Raw genomic sequence first — 26,765 nt, 5'->3', positions numbered from 1 at the left:
AATAAAATTTACATGATTATTCTAAATTTGTTTACAAATTCTAATTATTAGTTATAGCCCAAAAATTACATTACTTCTTTGCAAAAGAATATAATTGAGTTAATTCTAGATAGGAAAGTTACAATATTGTATTTAGTAAATCTATAATTCACTTAACGCATTGCTCAATAAATCCTTATTACAAATCCTTTCCCTTCAAAGGGAAAGGTGCCGACAGGCGGATAGAGGTTAAATCAAATTTCTGGTTATTTTTCCTTTTATAATATATAGCGACGTAATGTTGCTTTTGTCGATGATGGTATCACCTTTAAAATTTGGATTAGAAGAACGTAAAATTAGCTTATTCTGATCAGCATGCTGATAAATCATCTTAATGCTTCGCAAGTGGTTTGCCTTTTCATCTGTCATTACAACATAAGCTTCACCCCACTGCAATACATCAAAATTTGTTATCTCTCGAATAGCTATAATTTCACCAGATGCATATCTCGGATACATACTATCTCCATAAACCGGAAGATATGCCGTACAATCATTAAAAGGTTTATAATTCACAAAATACTCGGCCTGTTCTTCCATTAATATTAATGTATCTGCATCTGATAAACTAATATCAAAGTACGGCACACCTTCTTTAGCTTCTGATATAACCGGCCCAATTTTCATTATCGGTTCTCCAACACCAGTCTCCAGCCACTCAATATTTACATTCAATTTGTACACCAACCGATCTTTAATAAATGCAGAAATCCTACTACCTCTACCACGTAGTATATCTGACAGTGAACCGTCTTTGATGTTAAGTGCAAGGGCAAAATCTCTTTGCGTTCTAAAATTTAATATATCCATCAACGATTTTAAACGATCTATTTCAGTCATGAGAAAAAATGTTAATAAGTTATGCTAAATAAATTTAGTATTACTTAATTTTAGTATTATTTTTGTTATGCAACACGCAAGGTAAATAAATTTTAAATTAAAATTAAGCTCATGAAAAGTATTGAAACCAATTTGCAATTGCATCCCTCCTTTTTATTTTATGAAAAATTTTTTGAACTTAAAAGTATGTCTAACCACCTTTTCTTTATGGACGAGTGGCTGGCACTCACGTTGACAGAGCAGCCCGATGATCCTAAATATGCACCATCTGATCTGCTATTTTTTTATCAGCTCCTCGTAGAATTTTATGAAGTTTCATTTGCATTAAATGAAGAAACATCAACCGCTAAAAATTTAATTATTGAGCACACCACCGTAGCAGAAGAGATGCTCAGCTATACCAGTTACCTCTATTGTGATCAAACCCGGCATTTAACTGATGACGAATTAATGCAACCACTTAAAGTATTTAATTTTCTTGAAGAACAGCAATTGGCTACATATAAAAGTTTGCTTTATGACTGGCTCAGCCATTCATTGGAGCAAGGCATCACAGATGGTTTTGATTCCTCTATTTATTCGCTCTATCGCAACACCAAAAGGTTAATTGAGGCCAGCTGGCTGATCTATGAACGATTATTGAGGGCATTAGAGCAGCGATGCATAGTGATAAAAATTGGTCACTTTCAGGATACCTGCCCAACCTTACTAAGAAATGAATATCTAAAAAATCCTTATCATCAAATTATTCAGTTTTTCAGAGAAGGAAGCCTGGGCAGTTATCGCGATCAGCTCAAAGCATGGTTTAAAGCGGTTATAGCAAATAACCTAACTATGGCACCACCGGATTTTATATACCTGCATGACCAGCTGACCCGGCTTCTGGAAGCTTGTTACCTTATTTCAACCTATCAAATTCCGACCTCAACGCTTACTTCAGCTTCAGCACAACCCCATCTTTTTTCCAGTTGGCTTGCCCTGCAGAACATCATCCATACATCGCCGGAAAAGAACGATCCTTACGCCATTTTAACTTTGCAGGAAGATGAAAAGGACAGCCCCCTTGACGTTTTCCACCCATTACTCACTCTTGAAAACATTTCTAACATCAGAGAAGACTTAAAAGAATGGAGTTATTGTGGTTCAAGAGCTGGCCATATTGCTCCAGCTACAGGCAGTGCCTTTGATTTATATGAAATACTGATCAAAATCATGGAACTTGCTTTATTACTGGTTGCGGTTGATGAAGACAAGTTATACTTACATTTTCACAATGAAACATTTATAAACCGATAAGATGAACTTCAACCCCTTGGAAACGAACAGAATCCTTGCTGCTCTTCCTCAAAAGCAGTTTAAGCATCTGCTGGAACTGATCACCAGTCTGATTCCGCTGGCCTATATTTTCCAGCGCAGGGCCGATACTAGGCTCATCACCTTGATTATGGTTTTAGACCGCTTTCAATACCAGGCCAGTGATGTCACAAGAAATATGCTGGAGTTTATTGCCTTGGGCAAGATTAATATAGACATCAGGTATTTTTCTTATGGAACCATGCATGATATGTTAGCGCGTGGCAATTTATTTTATTCCAGCTACTGTCGTCGCGAACATTGTATATATCAATCTGCCCCGCAATACGAATTGATTGAAACACCTGCATGTAAATTATCCAAAATCCGGGCAAATTCTGCCTTGGTGATTCATCATGGACTGGAAAAGGCCAAAAGTTTTCAGGAAGGTGCGTTATTATATTTTAAGGAAGGCAAATTTCAGCTGTCGGCTTTTATGCTTCATCAGGTGTGCGAACAGATATTTAGCCTGATTATCAAATTATATGAAGAAAGAGCACCTAAAAGTCATCAATTAATTTTACTTCAAAAAACTGCCGGGTTTTATCTGCCAGCAATTAAGAATATTTTCGACATTAAAAAGAGTAAAGAATTAAAATGGCTTGAATTGCTTCAACAAGCTTACATTGGTGCACGCTATGATGATGATTACGAAATAGCGCCTGAACATTTGGCTTATTTGGAGGAAAAGATTAATGCCTTACTTAACAGATTAATTGAAATTTTAAGTTTGCAGATTGCTTTAGATGATTAGAATCATTTATTTAATATAACCTTTCTCCTTCGGATAAAAAACAAGCCCAATGTACCTGCAGCTGCTGCAAAAGGAAGGGTTAAATCATCTAAATCGCACTGAACAGGAGACTCTAAACGAGTATATGTTACAGTACTACCTAAAGGAAGCAAATTTCCATTTGCAACACATACCGATACCGTAGCTGGGCCAGTGACTGGCGTAACATTAGCTGCTCTGGGGCAAGCATTTGAAAGCGTACTTAAGCTTGGATTATCAAAATTTCTAACACTAACTGAAACAACTACAGTAACCGTTAAATATCCATTTAAGTTAGTAAATACATTGTTTCCAATTAAACACCCTGTTGATTGAGCAAAAAGATCAAAAGTAAGGGTGGATAGTAATAAAATTAAGAAGGCGAATCTCTGGAACATTAATTTGATTTTGACTCAAAACTACTACAGAGATGAATGAGATACTACATTCACTTTATTCAAGATCAATAACTTACATGTAAAAATACTGAACAAGTATGAACAGCAATTAAGGTTAGAATTAATTTGCGAGGTGTTAAAGGCCAGAAGCGTTGCAGACTTCACCAGTTTAATGCCTACGCTGAAAAATCAAAAGCTAGTGGAGACTGACGAAGTTTTCCATCACACCACCCATCGAAACTTCGTAAGTCGGATTTGCAAACTTGCTAAGTTTCAAAAGCCAAGAGTGTGGCAGAACTTCGCCAGTTTAATGTCTACTATATAAAATCAAAGGCTAGTGGAGACTAACGAAGTTTTTCATCACACCCCCCATCCAAACTTCATAAGTCGGATTTTAAACGAGACTGGTATTTTTGCGAATAACTGGTAACGAGATCACTCCGCTTACCAGCACTAAAAAAGGCAAATAATCATCTACAGGAAGATTATTAGGACGTGAAGAGGTGCACTTATTTGGATCTTTATACGTATAGCCAACAATTGTTCCCTCGCCATTAGGCGTAGCATAACGTGATGATGCCACTACACATTCATGCTGTCGCGATGATGGGTTCCGCCTGATATCATGACTAGCAGGAACAGTTACATGCCCACCGTATGGCGGTATAGATGAATCCCAAACTTGAAATCCATCGTAATCATTTATCGCCTCACAATCATATGCCCTGCCATTTCCTTTATTGATTGGAACTGCTGATGAGGTATAATATACTTCAACTATATCATTTGCATTACCATAATATATTGCAGTACCTAAATATTGAGTAGCGATACGCCCTCCAAAATCACAGCCCTTTCCGCTAATTTGAGCGTTAGAATGTAGCGTGATTAATGATACCATCATAATTAATAATCCAATTAATTTATGCTTTAAACTAACCCATTTATAGAAATGATTTAATAGTTGATAAAATAGGTTTCCAATTGATATTGGTTGTAGCGGAATGTTAATAATAGAGACCTTCAAAACGATTTAATAATGTATTACTTACTTTACAAAAGTATTCAAATTAGGAAAATGAACAAAATGATTAAGTAGCTACTACATTAAAAAATGGGATAATTTTAAATTTTGGCATGATACTTTTTTAAGCAAAAACCGCCCTCAATTTATCTAATCGACATTTTCTCTATTTTTTGGCATCAAAAATCACTGCTAAAAAAATTGATCTATATCAATAACATAATTTTTACAAAAAATTTTACGTATTCATTCCGTTCAACAGGTAGAGCTGATGATTTAACAATAATTTATCATTAAGATGATACGAAATCTATACGACTAAAAGGCTTTAGTAATTCAAAGCTTATATGAAAAATGATGCTATTTTTTTTATCTCATTAAATAATGATATAATGTACAGGCATTCAAAATTTAGGGCTTTGAATGCATGCTAAATGTAAAAATTCCACCGAGATTCTTCAACAACAGGAATAACAGATTTATACACCTTAAGCCAGTTGATATTTCCTAAGCATTACAAAAGCAATCCCGCCAACAGCAATAACCATTACCCAGATATAATCATCTAATGAGCATTGATAAACGGTGGTAAAATTTATCGCTACCCCCCTTAAAAACGCACCTCCACCCCCGAATGGTGTACGGCAAACGATAGAGGAAGCTCTGGTAGTTACTTGAGATAGCAGAACGTATTGTATCGTTTTATTTGCATTAGCCGTACAATCGATTGATCCATCAACCTGTTTATAAAATTTGCTATCGTATCTTTCACTACCATCTGCATCAATAGTCATGCTGTAATAAATATTAGCCCCAAATCGACAACCGGGTGTAGCCAGCGTAACCTGGCTAAACACTAAAAAGAAAAATGTAAAAACTAATGACCTAAGCGAACGCTTTTTCATTTTGTTAACTGGTAACATAAAGAACCTAATAAATCGAATCTTTTTGCAACCTGCCGGATCTGCAGCTCACAAAAAATCCTTTGTAAAATTTAAAAAACAATAAATTAAAACTTACTTATTCAGTTCAATTGAGACCAGACTAATGCATGATATACATTTGTCTATTTGAACTCAGAAATCTACTTATTGATAATAAGAATAAAGATTTCACTACAATAAGTATTTATTAGGGATGATTACAAAACGCGGTACTGTTGTGCCGCCTTTGGTAAAAAATATTTGCAAAAATGAAAGTTAATTGGACGACTTAATACGTACGCTTTCTTTATCAAAATTCACTTTACAAATGAAAGCATATTAAGGCTGATATATCATACAAATAATTAATATGTTGACAAATATCAAGAGGTTTCTATTAGATAGAATAAAATTTTCATACAACAGACACAAAAATGTTAAGTACCAGATTCACAAAGCCTTTATAAAATTAGTACAATAGAAATGATAAATGATTTAATTTTGATTTGCCCAGCTCTATTCTACCTAACCTTAATTAAAAACTGCTTTCTGAAGGAGTAGTATACCACAGGCAATATAGCAATTATGAGGTAAATAATCTGGTTATCGATTGGGCATTGATATGTTCTGGGAAACGTAACCGCTGCACCAATAGTATAATTATTTGCATAATTTACATAACATCTCCCACCTTTTGCACTTCTATTTGTAACAGTACTACTAAGTATATAAGTAGCACTTTGGTTGCCAACAGAATTACAGCTGGTATTTGATGAAAATTGAATCCAAGACTCATTAGTATAATACTCATATTTATTGTTTGGCGGATTGGTGACCCGATTGTAATAAATTCGTCCCATGTATCGGCAACCCGCGGCCGCTTGTATCGTCTGACAAAATAAAATAGACATGCATACGCAAAGAAGCGTACTTAAAATAAGTTTTTTTGTTTGGTTAAATGGCAACATTGCACATAAAAAACTGATTAGTTGTGGAATCTGCGGGATGTGCAGTTCACAAAAAATCCTTTAAAAAAATAAACTAGGGTTTACTTATTTGCCTCAATTAGATCAGATTGAGAAATACCATTCACAAGTCAATTGAACGCTGAAATCGCCTTATAAAAAGATTGATTTCTTAAAACAATAAGTATTTATTAGGGATGATTACAAAAGGAAATATAACGGTTATGCTAATGCTGCCTTTAGTGAATTGTTATTTTAAAAATGAGGTACCATCAATCAACTGTATCTATCTCTTCACATTGATTGCCAGTTGCTACAAAAAGCTTTTACTAATACAACTCAATAACGAAATAAAAACTAAGGATTCAATGAGCACTTCTCACTTAAGCTTAACAATGCAAAGAAAAGGAAATAAAGACTAATATATCATACAAACGAATCAAGTATTGATATATATCAACTGCTTTAATATTTCGAAATAGATTAAACTGCCAATGATAACTTGTTAAATAGTTTAAGAAGCCAAACCCCTCTTTTTCAACACTTTTTTAAGCTTTTAGGATAGCAAATATTTTTTTATTAATATTGATACATTCATTATTCAATACTTAAGTGTAAAAATTGAATGAATCACACTTGAGGCTTTAATAAATGAGTAGCATACGTAAATATTAAGGACATAGTGGCATAACCTGATCTGCACTTACAGTAAAGAAATTTTTAAATTGTATTTTTGTTCTACATTTATATTTATGAAAAAACGTTACACATCAGAATTATGCCATATCTAAAATCATGCATCCATTTTCTTTTTATAAGTATAATCATTGCCTCATTTGCCGGTTGTGGTGTTCGTAAAGAACGCACTTTATTTAATGCTCCATCAGATATTGTAACTGATACCATTAAACAGGTTTACGTAGTGAATGATCAGGGCATTAGCGATGCCTACTATAAAATAAAAGTGAATGATCAATTGGCCATTCGTAATGTCCAAAATTTTGAATTTGGTGCAACAGCAGGCAGTTCAGCGAATAGTGGTGCCAATAACAACCAAAACTCGCAAGGAGGTGGCATACAGAATGTGCTTTCTTATCCTGTAGATTTAGACGGTAAAGTGAATTTACCCGCTATTGGCAAGATTGAAGTTGCCGGATTAAGCCGACGCGAAGCAGCCATTAAAATTCAAGAAATTTATAAAAATAAACTATTAAAAGAGCCCATTATAGAACTTAGTGTAGTGAACCTTAAGGTAACGTTACTTGGCGAATTTGGAAAGCAAGGAAATTTCCTGTTGGAACGTGATAACACTACCTTGATTGATATCATTGGTGAAGCAGGAGGAATCAGCAAAACCGCAGATCCCAAAACCTTAAAAATTATTCGTGGCGACCGTGCAAATCCAGAATTAATTTACGTGAACCTAAACGATATCAATAGTTTAGCCAGTAAAAAATTAATCCTCCAGAATCATGATATCATTGTATTACAACCCACCAAAAGTGCCGCAACCAGTGATAAATTACAAGGTTTAAATAATATTTTGCAACCCTTATTAGTCGTAGTGAATTTAGCCGTGCTTATTTTTACAGTAACCCGATAACCACCGTTAGAAAGAACTTGGTAAACACCCTTTCCAACCAGATAAAGCCACCAACAAAAAAATAAAGGCTTTAGCTAAACATCTTGCTTCAAAAAATCCTTATTACACGCCTTTCCCTTCCAGAGGAAAGGTGCCGACAGGCGGATAGGGGCTTTAGCTAACCACCCTGCATCACAAAATCCTTATTACACACATTTCCCTTCAAGTGAAAAGTGCCGACAGGCGGATAGGGGGCATTTCCCATTTGAAACACAAACATTTCCAATAAAATCATTTCTTTTAAAAAATTGATTTTATCTTTATGCTTTAATTGATTGTTCCCAAACTTCAAAAAACCGAAAACATTGACAGAATTAGCGCATGAGAAAAGGGCTGTTAGCCAGAGTATTGACTTCTATAAAATATTCAGGGTATTCTTAAGTCGTTGGTACTGGGTGGCCGGAGCAGTCGCCATAGCGCTTTTTGGTGCCTGGATTTATTTGTGGTATACCCCCCCGATTTACCAGACCGGCGCATCACTTAAGTTAGAAGATAGCAATCCTAGTCTAGGTACTGGTAGCAGTCAGATGGCTGCTCAAAGCTATAATTACACAGATAAAATTCAGGCAGAAAGTTTTACCATCCGCAGCAATGAAGTTATTGCAAATGCTGTAAAAACACTGGATTATAAAATCAGCTATTACCTTAAAGGCCGCGTACGCACTACTGAACTTTATCCCAATGTGCCATTCGTCATTGAAATCATCAAACAAGACAGTGTTAATTTCGGCCGTTCCCTTTATACCGTTACTGGCAAAGATAACCAGCATTTTGAGCTGTCTACAGCTGAGAATGAGAAAAAAAAAGCCACTTACCAGTATAAGCAGATCATAAATATCGGTAATATGTCTTTCCGGATTATGGATAAAATCCCGGCAAACAGCACTTACCAATTTAAATTTAACAGTCAGGAAGATTTTATAGGCCGGGCGATGGGTGGTTTAAATATTGGCGAAGCGGCACGTTTCACTAATGTAATGGGCCTTAATCAAACGGATGGGAATGCTGTTTTTGCTGCCGATATTCTCAATGCCATTATGAAGGAATATGTGAAATATGATGTGATTCAGAGAAGGCGATCAGCCAGACAAACCGTTGATTTTATTAACAGCCAACTGGGATTTATTGATACTGCAGCAGGGAAATCAGGCAATATTCTGGCCAATTACAAAAGCCGCAATAACATAGTAGATATGAGTTCATCTACGTCCATGACAGTTGGAAAACTCACTGATTTTGAAAAACAAAAAACTGACCTTAATTTAAAGCAACTCGGAATTAAACAACTTCAGGAGCAGGTAAATAGCGATAGATCGAAGGTAGCAATCGGTATGGATATCGAAGGAGAAATCAATTCGGGAGTGGGTACCATGGTTACGCAGTTAAACAATTTACTTGCCAGCAGGGAAGCAAAACTTAGCCAGTTTAATAGCGATTCACAGCCTATTAAACAAATTGAACAACAAATTTCTAAAGTGAAGGCTAGTATCAGAAATGGGGTTGCGAGTATGCTTCGCAAGAATGAACAAACCATTCGCTACATCGATAGCCAGATTTCAGGTGTTACACAAAGCATGAGTTCAATTCCTCAGAAGGAACAAAATTTCGTGAAACTGCAAACCAACTTTGAAGTTAACAACAAAGTCCGTTCCTATCTGTCAGAGAAAAAGTTGGAAGCAGAAATGAATGCAGCAGCTATTGTACCAGGGGCCTCTATTGTAAACCCAGCTTACCCCTCTTACTATGTCATCTCGCCAAACAGCAGCAAAGCCTATAGCATGGCTTTGATGATGGGATTAGCTTCCGGATTTGGTTTGATTTTATTGGTTCGCTTTCTTAACCCTTACATTTACGATAAGGAAACCGTTGAAGGTTTAACCCACACCCCTATTATTGGCGTTATTCGCAAATTCCCTGATTACATTGATCAGGATAGCAGACAGGCTTTATCAATATCGAAGCCAAAGTCGGTATTTGCCGAATCCGTTCGCTCTGTGCGAACAAACCTCAGTTTTTTAGCCAGTCATAAAGAAAGTAAAGTAATTTGTATCACCTCAGAAGTATCTGGGGAAGGAAAATCATTTGTAACCATTAACCTGGCCAGTACACTTGCGCTGATCGAAAAGCGGGTGATTCTAGTTGCCGCCGATTTAAGAAAATCTAAATTACACAAGGCTTTTGGCAGTGAAAACAAAAAAGGACTTAGTTCCTTATTATCAGGACAAGCTACTTTGGATCAGGTGAGGATTCATGATGATGTGCACCATATTGATTTTATTCCATCCGGGCCAGTGCCACCTAATCCTTCAGAACTCCTGCATACTGCAGCAATGAAAGACCTTTTGGCTACGCTGGAGCAAGAATATGATTATGTTTTAGTGGATACCGCACCTGTTGGACTCGTATCGGATGCAATTCCGCTGATTAGAACTGCAGATATAAACTTATTTGTCATCCGTTCAGGTGTTTCACAGCAAAGAGCTGCAAACATCCCCGAACGTTTATCAAGAGAATACGGTTTAAGTAATCTGGCCATCATCCTGAATGCATTTGGCGACGATGCCCTTCATGCAAATTACTATACCACAGATTATTCTCGCGGAGGCGGTAATAGCACTTATTACTATTCCGATTACAGTGGTTATTCAGGATCAGGATATTATGATGATGAAAACCGCAAGTGGTGGATGTTCTGGAAAAAGAAATAATAGAATGATCAGGCTTTAAGCTAAACATCCAGCCTCAAAAAATCCTTATTACAAACCCTTTCCCTTACTCGGAAAAGGAGCCGACAGGCATACTGATAGGGGATTTACGTCTTTACATATTGTTCTGTCATTCAGAGCGCAGCGAAGAATCCCTGCGTTTCTAACCACTTCCATATGCCAGGAACCAACTCTTTTTCAATCACCAGACTCAATAAATCCTTATTACAAGCCCTTTCCCTTACTCGGAAAAGGTGCCGACAGGCAAACGAATAGGAGCTTTACGTCTTTACATATTGTTCTGTCATTCAGAGCGCAGCGAAGAATCCCTGCGTTTCTAACCACTTCCATCTGCCATACCCCAACTCTTTTTCAATCACCAGCCTCAAAAAATCCTTATTACAAACCCTTTCCCTTACTCGGAAAAGGTGCCGACATGCGGATAGGGGCTTTACATATTGTTCTGTCATTCAGAGCGCAGCGAAGAATCCCTGCGTTTCTAACCATTTCCATCTGCCAGGCACCAACTCTTTTTCAATCACCAGCCTCAAAAAAACCCTTATTACAAACCCTTTCCCTTACTCAGAAAAGGCACCGCCAGGCAAACGAATAGGGGCTTTACGACTTTACATATTGTCCTGTCATTCAGAGCGCAGCGAAGAATCCCCTGCGTTTCTAACCACTTCCATCTGCCAGGCACCAACTCTTTTTCAATCACCAGCCTCAAAAAATCCTTATTACAAAACCTTTCCCTTACTCGGAAAAGGTGCCGACAGGCGGATAGGGGGCTCTTGACTTATCGCAATAAAAAACCATAAAAAATCATACCAGAATACCGTTAATTGAGTATTTTTGCAGGCATCCCCGCTGCTAACTATATTATATAAGATGACGTGCTTTAAAAGCTATGCCCTTTATTTTATTAAAAAGATCAATAGGAAAATTGATATAACATCCCCTGAATCAACTCCTTAAAGATTAATTAACAATATGATCGACAATAGTTATCGTTGGTATCCTGTTTACACACGTTCTCGGGCGGAGAAGAAAGCTTTTGATGAATTAAACAGAAAAGGAATCACGGCCTATCTACCACTCCACAAAACCCTCAAACAATGGAGCGACCGCAAGAAATTTATTGAAGAACCTCTGCTTAAATCATATCTGTTTGTGTATATTTCAAGCAAAGAATATGCAGAAGTACTAATGACGAACGGCATCGCCAGATTTCTGTACTTTTCAGGAAAGGTAGCATCAATGCCTGAGCAACAAATTGAGCATTTAAAAAGATTATTGGCTACCGAGCATGATTTAGAAGTTTTTGATTATGATATTAAACCAGGTCAGAAGGTTTTGGTAAAGGCCGGTCCCTTTAAAGATATGGTGGCAGAACTGATTTCCTTACAAAATAAACAGCGCATTATTTTGCGTTTGGCTAATATCGGCTATTCTATAGATATTAATACTTCCATCGCATTTGTAGAACCGATATAGAAAAGATACTGATATTTTAAAATAACAGCCTTAATTCTAAAATAAAGAATAACAACCAGTTGAAATACTTCTTTCCTATCGCTAGGTTTACATATGGATTTAGCATATTTGAAAGAATAGCAAATGGAAATGATCAGTAACATTTTCAACATGCACAATAGATAAGGATTAATAGTTAACAGCCTTATTGTTTATTTTGTAAATTGAACATCCTGGAATTGAAACGCCAGGTATATATTTTAAAACCACATATCAGCTCATTTTTTAAAAATAAAATGTGACTGAAGGGGCGAAGCTGTGCCACACCAACATTCAAATGACTTCCATAAACATCATTTATCTTCAAAATATTGGATAGCTTCCTTAAAACCGGCTACATTTAAACAATCGGTAAGTGTGTAGAATCGCAGGAATTCTTGATAAAAAAGCTCATCCGGAACAACTTCGGCAGGATGTACAGTACATGTGCGATGCCATGCAGCATGGGGGGCCTGATGATGAAGGTTTTCATGCTGATGAAACACTCGGTTTACAATTTGGCCACCGCAGACTGGCATTGATAGACCTCTCCGCTGGTGGACATCAGCCAATGTTAGGATGGGAAGATAAACTCGCCATTACCTTTAACGGGGAAATTTATAATTTCCAAGAATTAAAAAAAGAATTATCAGCAATTGGCTACCCCTTCCGCACACAAAGTGATACTGAGGTGATCTTGGCTGCCTACCATACCTGGGGCGTAAGTAGTTTCCAGAAACTTAATGGAATGTTTGCTTTTGCCCTGCATGATCAATCTCAACAGCTTACCTACCTCGTTCGTGATCAAGCGGGCATTAAACCCCTATACTATTCCATTCAGGATCAACAGCTAATCTTTTCTTCAGAAGTTAAGGCGTTTAAAAAAACCAGTTACACTTTTGTAGAAAACAAAAACTGGAAAACGTATTTCCTGGCTTTTGGACATATCCCCCAACCTTTTACCACATTGCAGGATGTATTTTCGTTGAAACCCGGGCATTACCTGAAATGGAATCATGAGCATCACGCTCATGAAATTATCTCATTTGAACCATTACCACCTTCAGCTTTAATTACATCTCCGTTGCAAGCTGCCGAAAACTTAGGTAAAAGCCTGGAAGATGCCGTTAAATGCCATTTAATTGCCGATGCCCCTATTGGCGTGTTTTTAAGCGGTGGGATAGATTCCAGCATTATCACCTTACTCGCCGATCAACACACTGGCAAAAACCTGAAAAGTTTATCCATAAATTTTACTGATCAGACTTTCTCTGAAGAAAAATATCAAAAACTGGTTACCGAGAAAACAAGCGGCATTCACCACACCTATCTGGTAGATGAACAAGATTTTAATGACAGTTTCGAGAAAATCATGACTGCCATGGATCAGCCCACCAACGATGGAATAAATTCCTGGTTTGTAAACAAATATGCAAAGGAAAATGGCTTAAAGGCTGTTTTATCTGGAATTGGGGCTGATGAATTACTTGGTGGATATCCATCATTCAGCCGAATGGGATTGATCAGGACACTTCAAAAATTGCCTGCTTTTATCTTAAGGTTTTGTGAACGATTGCCTTCAGAAAAACTGAAAAGAATTTACTACCTCAGCTATAAAAACCCAATTGGAGAATACCTTTTTCTAAGAGGATTCTTCATTCCGGAAACCATCGCCAAAATATTAAATATCAGTAAAAAAGAAATCGATTTATTATTTGAGGCTTTTCCCATTGATGAAAAAATAAATAATTTAAATGGTGCAGAAAGAGCTTCCTGGTTGGAAACTTCTATTTATATGCAAAACCAATTGCTTAAAGATACCGACTTTATGAGCATGAGTCACGGCATAGAAGTCCGCGTCCCATTTCTAGATCAGCATTTTTTAAAGACAATCAATGGTATAGCACCTCCTCAGCGCTTTCCAGCAGAGAAAAAAGGATTACTGATCCAGGCCTTTAAAAAGATCCTTCCCGAAGCGGTTTGGAATAGGCCTAAAATGGGCTTTAGTTTCCCCCTTGAACAGTGGTTTATGAAAGGTGGCCAAATTACAAAGGAGGAAATTTACAGTAAAAATCAAACAGCTCAAAAACTAATTGATCAGTTTAAAAAGGGGCAATTACATTGGTCTAAAGCTTTTGCTTTGTATCAGGTTTACACCTCAGCTCAAACGCCTATCCTCAAGGTGGAGTTAAAAAATCATAATAATGGTGCATAAAACATTAATACTTAAAATAGTTTCAACATAATGGTGGCCTATAACTTGTTCGTCTCTTGTTCGTCTTTCCTTCGTCTTCAATACCACCTTTAGCATATGAGATACATGTTAGAGAGATACCATATAAACATTAATTATTTCCCTGCTATAGTTAACGGTAATCCTATACTTAATGTTAAAGTAAAACAGGTGTTAAAAAAATGTTCCATCAATTTTAATTAATTTGAAACCCAGAAAGATACTTTTTTTAACCCTATATACTTTTAGCTTAACAGGTGGTATTGAAAAAGTTTGCAGCACTTTTATCAAAGTTTTAGCTGGCCTAAAAAAAAACAAAATAATTGGCAATAGTTTAACACTAGCCATGCATGATAAAGCCGATGAGATTTCTGATTATCTTGCTTTCAGCGGAAACAAGATTGGGTTTGGACTATCTGCAATTAGAAATGGTGCACAGGCAGACATCATCATTTTAAGCCATATCAATTTGCTAATCTTCGCCAAATTAGTTAGAACAATCAATCCATCTAAAAGAATTATTCTTTTTGCACATGGTATTGAAATATGGAAGCCTTTAGCAACATGGAAAAAAAAAATGCTCGCTACTGTAGAAATTTGGGCAGTAAGTAATTATACGGCGGTACAGATACATCAAAAACATCAAGTGCCTCAATCGTGCATCAAAGTATTAAATAATAGTTTAGCGAGCGATTTTCAATTCCAGGAAAAAGCAAAACCATTAATTCTTTTAGAAAAATATAGCATTAATGTACAACAAAAAGTACTGCTAACCATTTGCAGGCTCTCTTCTACTGAACAATATAAAGGTTACGACCTTGTATTACTTGCTTTGAAAGATTTAATAAAAATTAAACCAGACTTCATTTATTTCATTGTTGGCAAAGCTGATCAAACAGAACAAAAAAGAGTGGATGACTTGATCGCTGAATATGGATTACAAAAAAAGGTAATCTGTACAGGTTATGTATCTGAGGAAGAATTAAATAAGTACTATCAGCTGGCAGATATTTTTATAATGCCTAGTAAAGGAGAAGGTTTTGGATTGGTTTTTATCGAGGCTGCTGCAAATGGTTGCGATGTAATAGCTGGTAACGCAGATGGTTCTGATGATGCCCTTTTAAGCGGCGAATTGGGTTTATTGGTAAACCCAGATAATATTGAAGAAATTTATCATGGATTGGTTTGTCTTTTAAGTAAACCCCTTCGTCTGGATGAAATTAAATCGAGACAAAAAAAAGTAAAAGAACATTTTGGGTTTGAGCATTACAGCAGAAAGGTAGAAGAATTGTTAAAACACTGATTCTCCTTCTAAAAAAAAGTTAAGGATGAAAGACAAATTAAAATATGAGCATGAATCATAATGAGCAAGAGTGGACAATCGAATCCAAGTCTTCATTATTAGATCTAAAATTGAATGAAATTTGGGCCTACCGGGATTTGTTAGGTTTACTGGTTCGTCGCGATTTTGTATCCTTTTATAAACAGACAATTTTAGGTCCCTTGTGGTTTTTCATTCAACCCTTATTTACCACCATCATTTTCACTTTCATATTTGGTAATCTGGCAGGTATTTCTACCGATGGCTTGCCTAAACCCTTGTTTTATATGGCAGGCATTACGGCCTGGAATTACTTTGCAGATTGTCTGACTAAAACATCTACCGTTTTTAAAGATAATGCAGGCATCTTCGGGAAAGTATATTTTCCACGACTCATCATGCCTTTAAGCATTGTGGTCAGTAATCTTGTTCGTTTCGGTGTGCAGATGTTGCTCTTTATTTTGATGATGGCTTATTATTATTTTACAGATGCTCCTTTCCACATCACTTGGGCCATTTCACTGTTCCCCATCATTGTGGTGCTCATGGCTTTACTAGGTTTAGGTGCCGGAATGATCATTTCTGCCATGACCACAAAATACCGTGATCTGGCCTTTCTGGTTACTTTTGGCGTTCAGCTTTTAATGTATGCCACTACGGTGATTTATCCTCTATCTGAAGCCTTAAAAAAATATCCTGCTTATGCCTGGATCATTCAATATAATCCTATGACGCCTATTATGGAAACCTTCAGGTATGGTTTTTTAGGTGAAGGAACTTTTAGCTGGGGAAGTTTAAGCTATGCTATTGCCATTACCACTGCCCTACTCTTCTTCGGAGTTATCATTTTCAATAAAGTGGAACGAAATTTTGTGGATACGGTTTAGGAAAGAAGGTTAGATGAGGTTATGGGGTTAGAGAAGGGGTTAGAAAATTAGATGAATAAAATTGTATATTTAAATAATCATCCTTTATTTATTAATTCACTATTAAATAAAGATTATGCACATTTATTCATTCGAGAAACTGGAAGTATGGAAATTGTCTATGTCTTTTAGAAAAGACATCTACCGTTTAACCACAAAATTTCCAAAAGACGAAACTTTCGGATTAATCAGTCAAATTAAAAGGTCAGTGAGTAGCATTGGAGCTTGTTTGGCTGAAGGATCAGGAAAGATTACTTCAAAAGATAAAGCTCACTATACCAACATGGCTTACTCCACTACGCTTGAAACATTGAATCATTTGATTGCAGCTGTAGATTTGAACTATATCAACCAGGAAGATTATCTTTCTTGCCGAAATCAAATAGAAACCATCACGATTAAACTTACCAATCTTAGGAATACACAAATCAATAATAAAAGCCAGGTATTACCTTATAATCATACCAACACTAACCCCTAAACAATACTAACCCTATAACCTACAATAACCCCCTACCACTTGTCAAACAACGTTGCTATAAAAGTAGAAAACCTCTCAAAAGCCTACCAACTAGGCCAAATCGGCACCGGAACCATTAGTCGGGATTTAGAGCGCTGGTATGCACGGATGCGTGGAAAAGAAGATCCCTTTTTACGCATCGGAGAAAGCAATAATCAAAATACCCGCAGTAAAAGTGATGTGGTATGGAGCTTAAAAGACATCAATTTTGAGATTGAACAAGGTGATGCAGTGGGCATTATTGGCCGCAATGGGGCAGGTAAAAGTACACTTCTCAAAATTTTAAGCAAAGTTACCGCTCCTACTACGGGTAAAATTTCGGGTAAAGGCAGAATAGCCAGTTTGTTAGAAGTGGGTACAGGTTTTCACCCTGAATTAAGCGGTCGTGAAAATATCTTCCTAAATGGTGCCATCCTGGGCATGCGAAAAAGGGAAATCCAGCGTAAATTGGAAGAAATTGTAGATTTCGCAGGAATTGAACGCTATCTGGACACGCCTGTTAAACGTTATTCTTCTGGTATGTACGTTCGCCTGGCTTTTGCTGTAGCAGCACATTTAGAATCCGAAATCTTAATCGTTGATGAAGTATTAGCCGTAGGCGATGCTGAATTTCAGAAAAAGTGTTTAGGTAAAATGGGCGAAGTGAGTAAAGGCGAAGGCCGGACGGTGTTGTTTGTGAGCCATAATATGGATGCTGTTGCTACGCTTACAGATAAATCAATCTACTTAAAAAATGGGAAATTAGAATCCTATTTAGACACAGAAACAGTTATTCAATCCTATTTACAAACTGATGTTAATGAAGTGGGTGTCTATATTAAAGAACCTAAAGCTGATCGTCCTTCGATTACACGAGCTCAGGTAGTAACGTCAGAACTTAATGGTTTTCATATGAATGGTAAAGATTTATTGATAGATATTGATATCAACATGCCTGAAATTATTGAAGGGATGGCAATATCATTACAAATTAGCAATCCAAAAGAATTACCTATTATTTATACGTACATATTTGATACAGATACCAAAATATTACGAAAAGCAGGTATTAATCGGGTACGATGTACTATTCCAAATTGTAAGCTTTATGCTGATAAATATTATTTAGTTCTACATTTAGCGGAAAGCAAAGGCAGAACTAAGTTTGAGGAAATTCATAGAGTCTGTGAATTCGAAGTGATTATGCCTAATAAAATAATCGAATGGGGATGGCAGAAAAATGTCTGTGTATATACAGAAGATTTCGTATGGGCAAATTTATAATAGATGAGAACCAAAAGCCTTAGTCGTTTAAACAGTACAGATATTAAAATTGATAATTTATATTATCTTCATTATAAATACTATCACGCCGATTTATTTAGTGCCTTTGAAAAGTATGCATATGGTAGTTTATTAGATATTGGATGTGGCAACAAACCATATCAAGATAAATTAGCTGATAAGATTGTAAATTATATTGGAGTAGATATCATTCAGTCAAGTGAAAATAAAGTTGATTATTTATGCCCGGCAAATGAGATTCCTTTAGCTAATAATCTATTTGATACGATAATATCAACACAAACTATTGAACATGTTGAAGATCACCAAGGCCTGGTTAATGAAGCATATAGATTACTGAAACCTGATGGGGTATTTATTTTGAGCGGACCACTATATTGGCCCTTACACGAAGAGCCATACGACTTCTTTAGATTCACTAAACATGGTTTTAGATACATTTTAGAGAAAGCAGGATTCGAAATTTTAGAAATCAAATCAAATGGTGGTAAATGGTCAGTAGCAGGACAAGCATTACTACACGCAATTTTTCCACAAATTTATTCTATTTCAGGCTTGAAAGGAAAACTCATAAGGGCAACATTAAAGATCATTGGTGGTATCAAATCTTTAAATAAGTTTTTTGTGTTTCTGGATAATAATGGCACCATAGACTACTCTAATACCATGAATTACGTTATCGTAGCAAAAAAGGCAAAATGATATTATCAGTTGTAATTCCTTGCTATAATCACGGCCAATATATCCAAGATGCGATCGATAGTGTGCTTAGTTATAAGGATCAGCCAATCGAGATAATCATAGTCGACGATGGATCTACAGATATTTACACCATTAATAAAATGATGGAGTTAAAGTCACTTGGTTATCATGTAATTCAACAGAAGAATTCAGGGTTAGCAAAGTCAAGAAATATTGGCATTATGCAAGCAAAAGGTAAGTACATATTACCACTTGATGCTGATAATAAAATTAGGGAAGATTATATCAGAAAAGCGCTTCCTTTATTGGAAGCAAATAAATGTGATATCGTTTACGCCAAACCATTCTTTTTTGGAGATGACATCAAATCAAGGGAATTTGAAACCAAGAGTTTCAGTGGACCAGAGTTACTATTAGGCAATTATATAGATGCTTGCGCAATTTATCGGAAAGAAATATGGATAAAAAACGAAGGTTATGATTATAATATGCCTTTTCAGGGATTCGAAGATTGGGAATTTTGGATTAACAGTTACTTAAAGGACTTTAGGTTTCACTTTATTGAAGAAGAACTCTATGAATATAGAATTCTGGAAAACTCTATGATTTCAGATATATCGATTATCGGAAAATTTGATGATACATTTCGCTTTTTGCTAAAAAAACACGGAACAAATATTGTAAATGCCTTAGTAGATGCAAATGTGATAAATCAAATTTATTGGAATGATAGAAGGCATCCGTTTAGATCATCTATTAAATACCTTTATATAGGATTAAAAAAGATTCTAGGTTTTGAAAAAGATTCTTGACCATATTAAACGCCCTAAAGTATCTATTATAGTACCAAACTATAATCATGCGCCCTATCTAAGCCAAAGAATAGATTCTATACTAAACCAAACCTATCAAGATTTTGAACTTATCATACTGGATGATTACTCCACAGATGATAGCAGAGAAATAATTGAAAATTATCGCCATAACGTACAGATAGCCCAGGTTATTTATAACCAAAACAACAGTGGTAGCCCATTTAAACAATGGCAAAAAGGTCTTGAATTGGCTTCAGGTGAATATATTTGGATAGCAGAAAGTGATGACTGGTGTGATCCAAATTTCCTTTCCACTGCTCTGATTGGCATGGATGCCAAGTATGACCTTTTTTACAGCAAAAGTATATTTATTGATGAACATAATAAAAAAGTGAATTTATTTGATGATTGGCTTAATAAATCCAAGTTTACTAAATGGAATGAATCATTTATATGTGATACGAGGCACATAGCGTCACAATATCTTATTTATCATAATATTATTTTGAATACAAGTTCAGTCGTTTTTAAGAAATCTCTTCTTACCACTGATATGTTAACAAATCTCGCTTCATTTCGATATTGTGGCGATTGGTATTTATGGATATCTATTTTTTATAATAAGTGGAGGGTATGTTATAGCATTGAAACAAATAATTATTTTAGAATAACGAAGTCATCAACAGTTTCTTCAAATAAAGATAATTTTCAATGGAATCTAGAGATGATAAAAATTATTAAGGTCATTTTTCTTAATAATGAAAAGTCAAGTAAATCTTTCCATAATAAAATATATAATTTCTATAAAGAAAATTATTTTATGGATGTTCCTAGAAAAAAGATAATGCTTTATTTACAGCAATCGATAAGAATATTATCACTAAAAATGAATATTTCTAAATGGATATTGTAATTACAATTGACAATAATTATATTGAGTATTGTGCTACAATGTTAGTCTCTCTGATAGAGAAAAATCCTGACACAAATATTCGGTGTTTTGTAATTCATGAAGAAATAAAAGAAAGGTTATTATATAAATTCAATAAAACTTTTGAAAATTGTAGTTCAATTACTTTTATATTTGAATTAGTAGAACCTTCAATTTTACAGGCAGCGCCTATTAGTCATCATATCTCCATTGCTACCTACTTCAGGTTGCTCATTCCAGATATTTTACCATTATATGTTGAAAAAGTACTTTTTCTTGATTCAGATATATTAATTCAATCCTCTTTACAAGAATTATGGGACACCGATATTAAAGAACATTATTTAGCTGCAACTATTGCTGCAGGAATGGATGATTATCCTCAAGAAATTGGGTTAGATAAGAATTCGCTCTATTTTAATGCTGGTGTAATGCTATTAAATTTAAAAAAAATTAGAAATTTTAAATTATTTTCAAAAAGCCTTCATTTAATTCAAAATGAAAGTCATCGCATTAAATGGTGGGATCAAGATATTCTAAATATATTATTTCTAGATTCTTGGTTACCTATCAAATTAAAGTGGAATGTTCAGCCTTTTATTTTCAATAAAGAACTTAAAAATTCAGATAATCAAAACCTTATTGAGCGTTATGATAAGTTCGGGTATGAAGAGGCGATTAAGTTTCCAATAGTAATTCATTTCGCAGGTGGAAATAAGCCCTGGCTTATAGGTTATAATGGATTTAGCGAAAAAGTTTATAAACATTATCAATCAAAAACTGCTTGGAAACCAAATTTTATCAAAAAAATTTATGGCCAAATGATTTGGATGATTACAATTGTAAAAGCTAAAATTTAGGTTTATATCATGTGGATTAAAAAATTAGTTCAAAATACAAAAATATTATACTTGAGAGTTTTAGGAATTTCAATTAATTCTGATTGTAACTTACATTCAAATATCATCCTACAATTAAACAAATTGAATAATCGAAGTGGAGAAATCATCATTGATGAGAAATGCGAAATAGGTTATGGTTGCATTATAAAATCCTACGGAGGAAAAGTTCAATTAAAGCATAATGTTTTCTTAGGAGAATATGTAATAATATACGGTCATGCAGGTGTTTTAATAGGTGAAAATACATTAATTGCTATGCACACATGTATAGTTTCGTCAAATCATACTATACCGTTTAAAAATGAATTAATCAGAAACCAGCCAGATATTTTACTACCAGTGCAAATTGGTTCAGATGTTTGGATTGGTGCAAATTGTACCATTTTAGGAGGAGTATCTATTGGAAACGGCGCAGTCATTGGCGCAGGTACTATTGTGAATAAAGATATACCGGCTTATACCATAGCTGTTGGTAACCCAGCAAAAGTTATCAAATATCGCAAATGATAAAAATTTCTGTCGTTATCTCTACCTTCAACCCTAATATGCAGAGGCTTAATCAAACATTAGTTGGGTTAAAAAATCAAACATTTATAATTTATAATTGGGAATTATTAATAATTGATAACAACTCTGACAATCCTTTTACTGATCGTATAGATATTAGTTGGCATCCAAATGGAAAGATAACTAAAGAGCCTAAAGCAGGTTTAACGTATGCCCGCTTAAAAGGCTTCCAAGAGAGTCAAGGGAATTTAATTATAATGGTTGATGATGACAATATACTTTCCACAGATTATTTAGCCAATGCTTACAGCATATTTGAAAATGATAGTAAGCTAGGCGCTATTGGTGGTAAATCCTTACCCTTATTTGATTTTGAACCACCCTCCTGGTTAAAGAATTTCTATGGAAATTTAGCTCTAAGGGATTTAGGTGAAGAAATTATTATAGAAAAATGGCAAAATTGCTATCCAGAAAGCGCACCTATTGGAGCCGGAATGGTGATAAAAAAATCAACATTAGGCAATTATATCGATAAAGTCACAAATAAAAAATCCATTATTAAAGATAGAACAGGAAAATCATTAAGTTCTGGAGGGGATAACGATATTATTTTAGAGATACTAAAAGCTGGATTGAAAGTTGGATATTTCCCATCTCTCACTTTAAAACATATTATCCCTTTAGAGCGAACAACGAAAACCTATTTAGGTAGATTGAATAAGGACTCTACAAGATCCTGGATAGTTCTACTTAATGAACATAAAATCAATCCGTGGTATAAAATTTCCAGGTGGTCAGTTCCTTTAAGGAAAATAAAGGCTTGGTTTATTTACCGACCATGGAGTAATGAATCAAATTTTATTCGTTTCTGTGGTGCTTGCGGCTTGTATGATGCATTGTCAGAATTGAAATCTAATAAAAAGTAAATAAAGAAATTGATGCAATACCTAATCAATCATTTATATAGATACCCTGTTTCCAAATGGAAAACCATCCAACGTTTCGGTGGAATAATCAGTTATAGAAAAATGTTGGCTGGGAAGCAAGAAATGATCAAAGCTAGCACATTGCTTCCTCCTATTATCTCTAACCAAAAGGGTTATAAAATTTATTTCTTAACTGGCCAAAATTATCTTTACCAAACCCTATTTTGTGCATTTTCATTAAAAAAAGTTTCAAAAATACCATTTCAGTTTATACTAATAGATGATGGGAGCTTTGATCAAAAATTAATTAATCAGGCCAATGAACAAATGCCAGATGTAAAAATTATAACTAAACAAGAAGTAGAAGCTAACCTAGAATCGAAATTGCCAATTAAGGATTTTCCATATCTGCATTATAAAAGGAAAGTATATCCACACATTAAAAAACTGACTGACATCCACACTATTGGAGATGAAACTTACAAACTTGTTTTAGATTCTGATATGTTATTTTGGAATGAACCTTTAGAAATGATTAATTGGTTAAAAGATCCTGAAGGCTGTTTATATATGCTAGACACAGTTGAATCTTATGGATATGATAAAAAATTAATGCATGATCTATGTGGTTTTGAAATACCTAAACTATTGAATGTGGGCGTATTTGGTTCAAATTCTAAAAATATTAATTGGAGTAATTTAGAAAATTGGAGTCAAGAATTAGAGTATAAACAAGGAGGCTCTTATTTTTTGGAACAAGCACTATCTGCAATGCTTATTGCAAATGAACAAAAAACAATATTAAATAAAAAACAATATATTGTTAATCCTGAAGATAGCAAATCTGATGATGAAATTGCTAAACTAAAGCATTATGTAGATCTTTCAAAAAAATATTACTTTGAAAAAGCATGGAAAAATATTTAAATGAAATTAATTTCTTTTGGATAGGTAATAATATTTCGCCAACGGAACAGCTTGCATTTGCATCTTGTATTGCAAACCAAATGACACCAGTTTTATGGTGTTATAATGAAATCGACGGTGTTACAGATTATGTAATAAAAAAAGATGCAAGAGTAATTATGTCTAAAGATGAGTTGAATTATTATATTAATGACTTACGGCTACAATTACCTAATGTAAGTGATATTTTTAGATACAAACTCCTCGCTAAAGTTGGTGGAATATATTCAGATACAGATGTTATATTTATAAAAAACGTATACGAAATAGATATTGATGAATATTTTTGCTCTACTTTTGAATATAATTATGGATCGTGTGCGAGTAATTGCTTTATGAAGATTAAGAAAAATTCACTAACAGCAACCTATTTAATCGACGAACTCGAGAAGCGACTTGATAACTTTATTAATTTCAAAACAGAAAGTTTGAATTACTGTGAGTTTGGGCCATTCTTGGTACAAAAATGTGCTAGTAAAATACCAATAACAGTACTTTCTTATAATATAATTAATCCTATCTCCTGGAGATGGACAAATAAAATTATCGCTTTTGAAAAGTTAGACTACAAATTTTTGATCAAAAATGCATTAAGAAAAATCCTTAGCTTTAAATTAGAAAAACGTGGTTATTTCTTAACTGACCAAACCTATGCCATTCATCTTTGCAGTGAAATGTGGAAACGATATAACATTGACCCTCATGGAAAAATGCATAAAAGTTCTTTATTTCAAAAATTAAAAACAAAGTATAAGGCTTATTTACCTTAAAGAAACCGTGAAAGATTTCCCGCTAGTCTCTATATGTATCCCTGCATATAATGCTGCCAAATACATAGCCGAAACCTTAAACTCAGTCTTTCTTCAAACTTACGAGAATATAGAAGTCATAATAGTAAACGATGGTTCGGAAGATGATACATTAGAAATTTTAAATAATTATACCTCTAACAAGGTCATAGTCATTAACCAAGAAAATAGAGGGCAATGTGCTGCTGCAAACAGGGCATTTGAACAATCAAATGGCGATTATATTAAATTCTTAGATGCTGATGATTTGTTATCTGCTAATTTTATAGAGGACCAAGTAATTGCACTTCGAAATACCTCCAATGTTATTGCTTCTGCTTCTTGGGGCAGATTCTACAATAATGATGTAAATACTTTTAAATTGAGTACGGAGGAAGTTTGGAAAGATATGAAATCAATAGAATGGTTAAAAACTTCATTAGCATCTGGAAATAATATGATGCAATGTGGCTTGTGGCTAATTCCTAGGAATATACTTTTAATATCTGGTTTATGGGATGAGCGACTAAACTTAATTAATGATTTCGAATTTTTTATTCGAGTTCTATTAAAAAGTAAAGAAATCAGGTTTGTAAAAGATGCTATATTATATTACCGATCGGGCATTGAAAATTCGCTCTCAAATCAAAAAACCAAAAAAGCTTATGAGTCAGCTTATCTTTCAATTTCACTGGGTCTGGAATATTTGCTAAACTATGAAAATTCTAATCTGATCAGAAAAATAGCAGCAGATATCTATCAAAATTTGAGTTATGATTTATATCTCAACCATCCAAAATTATATACCTTAGTTACTCAGAAAATTAAACAGCTTGGTGGTTCACGCCTACCATTCCCTGCAGGAGATAAAACAAGGATACTTGTTAATATTTTCGGATGGAAATTAGTAAAATTCACAAAAAATTTGATGGGATTAAAATGACATCAAAATCTACTAAAATTCCAATTTTGGTTCCAACATTTCACAAAATGGAATCTTTGCTAACATTTTCACTAGAGTTATTATCCTACACCTGGCCCAATCACGGAAATATTTATATCATTAGTGACAGAAATAGAAAAAGTCAAAACCTTGATGCTTTCGCAACAAAGATTTATAGATTCCCTTCTGACTATTCCTGGGTAAAAATATTACATGAAGGAGTTCTATCATTTCAAAAAAACAACCCAACAATTGAGCATGTTTATTTGATATTAGATGATCTTTTACCACTTACAAAAATTGATGAACAAAGAATAAATAAAATTGAATTTGCTTTTCAAGCTGAGAATTGGAAATATTTATATTTCCCTCATTATGATAATGTATGTAATTATAATTTAAACATCGACTCAGAACTCTTCAGCAAAACAGAAAGAGATTATAAATATTTCACTCAAATAGGTGCAGGATTAATTAATGTAGTTTATCTTATAGAACTTTGCCAATTGGCTACCGATATGCTAATTAATTCACCTTGGCAATTCGAATTTTTAAAACCTCAATCTGAGCATATTATTGCGAAATACAGATGGCCAAGCGTAAGGGATGGCTATTCCAAAAGTAAGTTTATAAACCCACAGGCAATCAAGGCACTTAATTATCCAGAAGGTGTGTTCTTTAGAAAAAAATTGCAACGTACATTAGTTAATCAAATACCAAAAAAAATTCTTGCTTTTCTAAATCAGAAAATTAAGAATTTTAAGCATAAATATCTATAAGATAATTTCACCAACGGTTGAAACCTGCTAACCATAAAAAAGATTTAAA

24 protein-coding genes are annotated in these 26,765 nt (G+C 34.6%); 20 read left to right on the top strand and 4 right to left on the bottom strand.

Annotated features, from left to right (window positions below; all coding sequences use genetic code 11):
- Positions 1-228: 228 nt before the first annotated feature.
- Positions 229-879, bottom strand: coding sequence for a LexA family transcriptional regulator (locus tag EV200_RS01210; RefSeq protein WP_132529002.1), 651 nt, complete (start codon positions 877-879; stop codon positions 229-231).
- 111 nt (positions 880-990) lie between these two features.
- On the opposite strand from EV200_RS01210, the gene EV200_RS01205 reads away from it, so the two are divergent.
- Both EV200_RS01205 and EV200_RS01200 read left to right on the top strand, forming a co-directional pair.
- Positions 991-2,175: a hypothetical protein gene (locus tag EV200_RS01205; RefSeq protein WP_132529001.1), complete on the top strand. Its 1,185-nt coding sequence runs from the start codon at positions 991-993 to the stop codon at positions 2,173-2,175.
- 1 nt (position 2,176) lies between these two features.
- On the top strand, positions 2,177-2,986 hold the full coding sequence (locus tag EV200_RS01200; RefSeq protein ID WP_132529000.1) for a HEPN domain-containing protein: 810 nt from the start codon (positions 2,177-2,179) through the stop codon (positions 2,984-2,986).
- A gap of 2 nt (positions 2,987-2,988) precedes the next feature.
- Here the strand turns inward: EV200_RS01200 and EV200_RS01195 are convergent, their stop codons facing one another.
- From EV200_RS01195 to EV200_RS01185, 3 genes are all read right to left on the bottom strand, one after another.
- A complete protein-coding gene (locus EV200_RS01195; RefSeq protein ID WP_132528999.1) occupies positions 2,989-3,402 on the bottom strand; it encodes a hypothetical protein in 414 nt (137 codons plus the stop codon).
- Positions 3,403-3,796: 394 nt separating this feature from the next.
- The gene (locus EV200_RS01190; RefSeq protein ID WP_132528998.1) at positions 3,797-4,306 is read right to left on the bottom strand and encodes a hypothetical protein; all 510 of its coding nucleotides are present in this window, start codon (positions 4,304-4,306) and stop codon (positions 3,797-3,799) included.
- A gap of 608 nt (positions 4,307-4,914) precedes the next feature.
- Entirely contained in the window at positions 4,915-5,349 is a 435-nt protein-coding gene (locus tag EV200_RS01185; protein ID WP_132528997.1) for a hypothetical protein, read from the bottom strand.
- A 1,743-nt stretch (positions 5,350-7,092) separates the two neighbouring features.
- Here EV200_RS01185 and EV200_RS01180 point away from each other — a divergent pair.
- From EV200_RS01180 to EV200_RS01095, 18 genes are all read left to right on the top strand, one after another.
- On the top strand, positions 7,093-7,917 hold the full coding sequence (locus EV200_RS01180; protein ID WP_132528996.1) for a polysaccharide biosynthesis/export family protein: 825 nt from the start codon (positions 7,093-7,095) through the stop codon (positions 7,915-7,917).
- Positions 7,918-8,261: 344 nt separating this feature from the next.
- On the top strand, positions 8,262-10,664 hold the full coding sequence (locus EV200_RS01175) for a GumC family protein (RefSeq protein ID WP_165877833.1): 2,403 nt from the start codon (positions 8,262-8,264) through the stop codon (positions 10,662-10,664).
- Positions 10,665-11,651: 987 nt separating this feature from the next.
- On the top strand, positions 11,652-12,155 hold the full coding sequence (locus EV200_RS01170; protein ID WP_132528994.1) for a UpxY family transcription antiterminator: 504 nt from the start codon (positions 11,652-11,654) through the stop codon (positions 12,153-12,155).
- 394 nt (positions 12,156-12,549) lie between these two features.
- Positions 12,550-14,388 (top strand): asparagine synthase (glutamine-hydrolyzing), encoded by a 1,839-nt coding sequence (gene asnB, locus EV200_RS01165; RefSeq protein WP_132528993.1) that lies wholly within the window; start codon positions 12,550-12,552, stop codon positions 14,386-14,388.
- Between the two features lie 223 nt (positions 14,389-14,611).
- Positions 14,612-15,709, top strand: a complete 1,098-nt coding sequence (locus EV200_RS01160) for a glycosyltransferase family 4 protein (protein ID WP_132528992.1) — start codon at positions 14,612-14,614, stop codon at positions 15,707-15,709.
- Positions 15,710-15,759: 50 nt separating this feature from the next.
- On the top strand, positions 15,760-16,614 hold the full coding sequence (locus EV200_RS01155) for an ABC transporter permease (RefSeq protein WP_132529500.1): 855 nt from the start codon (positions 15,760-15,762) through the stop codon (positions 16,612-16,614).
- A 115-nt stretch (positions 16,615-16,729) separates the two neighbouring features.
- Positions 16,730-17,134: a four helix bundle protein gene (locus EV200_RS01150; RefSeq protein WP_132528991.1), complete on the top strand. Its 405-nt coding sequence runs from the start codon at positions 16,730-16,732 to the stop codon at positions 17,132-17,134.
- Positions 17,135-17,173: 39 nt separating this feature from the next.
- Positions 17,174-18,436 carry an ABC transporter ATP-binding protein gene (locus EV200_RS01145; protein WP_132528990.1) on the top strand — a complete coding sequence of 421 codons (1,263 nt, stop codon included), beginning with the start codon at positions 17,174-17,176 and terminating at the stop codon, positions 18,434-18,436.
- A gap of 3 nt (positions 18,437-18,439) precedes the next feature.
- Entirely contained in the window at positions 18,440-19,159 is a 720-nt protein-coding gene (locus tag EV200_RS01140) for a class I SAM-dependent methyltransferase (protein ID WP_132528989.1), read from the top strand.
- Positions 19,156-19,971, top strand: coding sequence for a glycosyltransferase family 2 protein (locus tag EV200_RS01135; protein WP_132528988.1), 816 nt, complete (start codon positions 19,156-19,158; stop codon positions 19,969-19,971). The genes EV200_RS01140 and EV200_RS01135 overlap by 4 nt, the downstream gene beginning before the upstream one ends.
- The gene (locus EV200_RS01130; protein ID WP_132528987.1) at positions 19,955-20,887 is read left to right on the top strand and encodes a glycosyltransferase family 2 protein; all 933 of its coding nucleotides are present in this window, start codon (positions 19,955-19,957) and stop codon (positions 20,885-20,887) included. The genes EV200_RS01135 and EV200_RS01130 overlap by 17 nt, the downstream gene beginning before the upstream one ends.
- On the top strand, positions 20,875-21,765 hold the full coding sequence (locus EV200_RS01125) for a glycosyltransferase family 8 protein (RefSeq protein ID WP_132528986.1): 891 nt from the start codon (positions 20,875-20,877) through the stop codon (positions 21,763-21,765). Before EV200_RS01130 ends, EV200_RS01125 begins: the two co-directional genes overlap by 13 nt.
- 9 nt (positions 21,766-21,774) lie before the next feature.
- Positions 21,775-22,314 carry an acyltransferase gene (locus EV200_RS01120; RefSeq protein WP_132528985.1) on the top strand — a complete coding sequence of 180 codons (540 nt, stop codon included), beginning with the start codon at positions 21,775-21,777 and terminating at the stop codon, positions 22,312-22,314.
- The gene (locus tag EV200_RS01115) at positions 22,311-23,240 is read left to right on the top strand and encodes a glycosyltransferase (protein ID WP_132528984.1); all 930 of its coding nucleotides are present in this window, start codon (positions 22,311-22,313) and stop codon (positions 23,238-23,240) included. The genes EV200_RS01120 and EV200_RS01115 overlap by 4 nt, the downstream gene beginning before the upstream one ends.
- A gap of 12 nt (positions 23,241-23,252) precedes the next feature.
- Positions 23,253-24,167, top strand: coding sequence for a glycosyl transferase (locus EV200_RS01110; protein ID WP_132528983.1), 915 nt, complete (start codon positions 23,253-23,255; stop codon positions 24,165-24,167).
- The gene (locus EV200_RS01105) at positions 24,152-24,976 is read left to right on the top strand and encodes a glycosyltransferase (protein ID WP_132528982.1); all 825 of its coding nucleotides are present in this window, start codon (positions 24,152-24,154) and stop codon (positions 24,974-24,976) included. Before EV200_RS01110 ends, EV200_RS01105 begins: the two co-directional genes overlap by 16 nt.
- A gap of 7 nt (positions 24,977-24,983) precedes the next feature.
- Positions 24,984-25,937: a glycosyltransferase family 2 protein gene (locus tag EV200_RS01100; protein ID WP_165877832.1), complete on the top strand. Its 954-nt coding sequence runs from the start codon at positions 24,984-24,986 to the stop codon at positions 25,935-25,937.
- Complete coding sequence (locus tag EV200_RS01095) at positions 25,892-26,716, top strand: hypothetical protein (protein WP_132528980.1); 825 nt, start codon at positions 25,892-25,894, stop codon at positions 26,714-26,716. Before EV200_RS01100 ends, EV200_RS01095 begins: the two co-directional genes overlap by 46 nt.
- Positions 26,717-26,765: the final 49 nt, after the last annotated feature.

The sequence above is a fragment of the Pedobacter psychrotolerans genome (assembly GCF_004340665.1).
Taxonomy (GTDB): Bacteria; Bacteroidota; Bacteroidia; order Sphingobacteriales; family Sphingobacteriaceae; genus Pedobacter; species Pedobacter psychrotolerans.
This window is presented reverse-complemented; position numbering and strand designations above follow the sequence as displayed.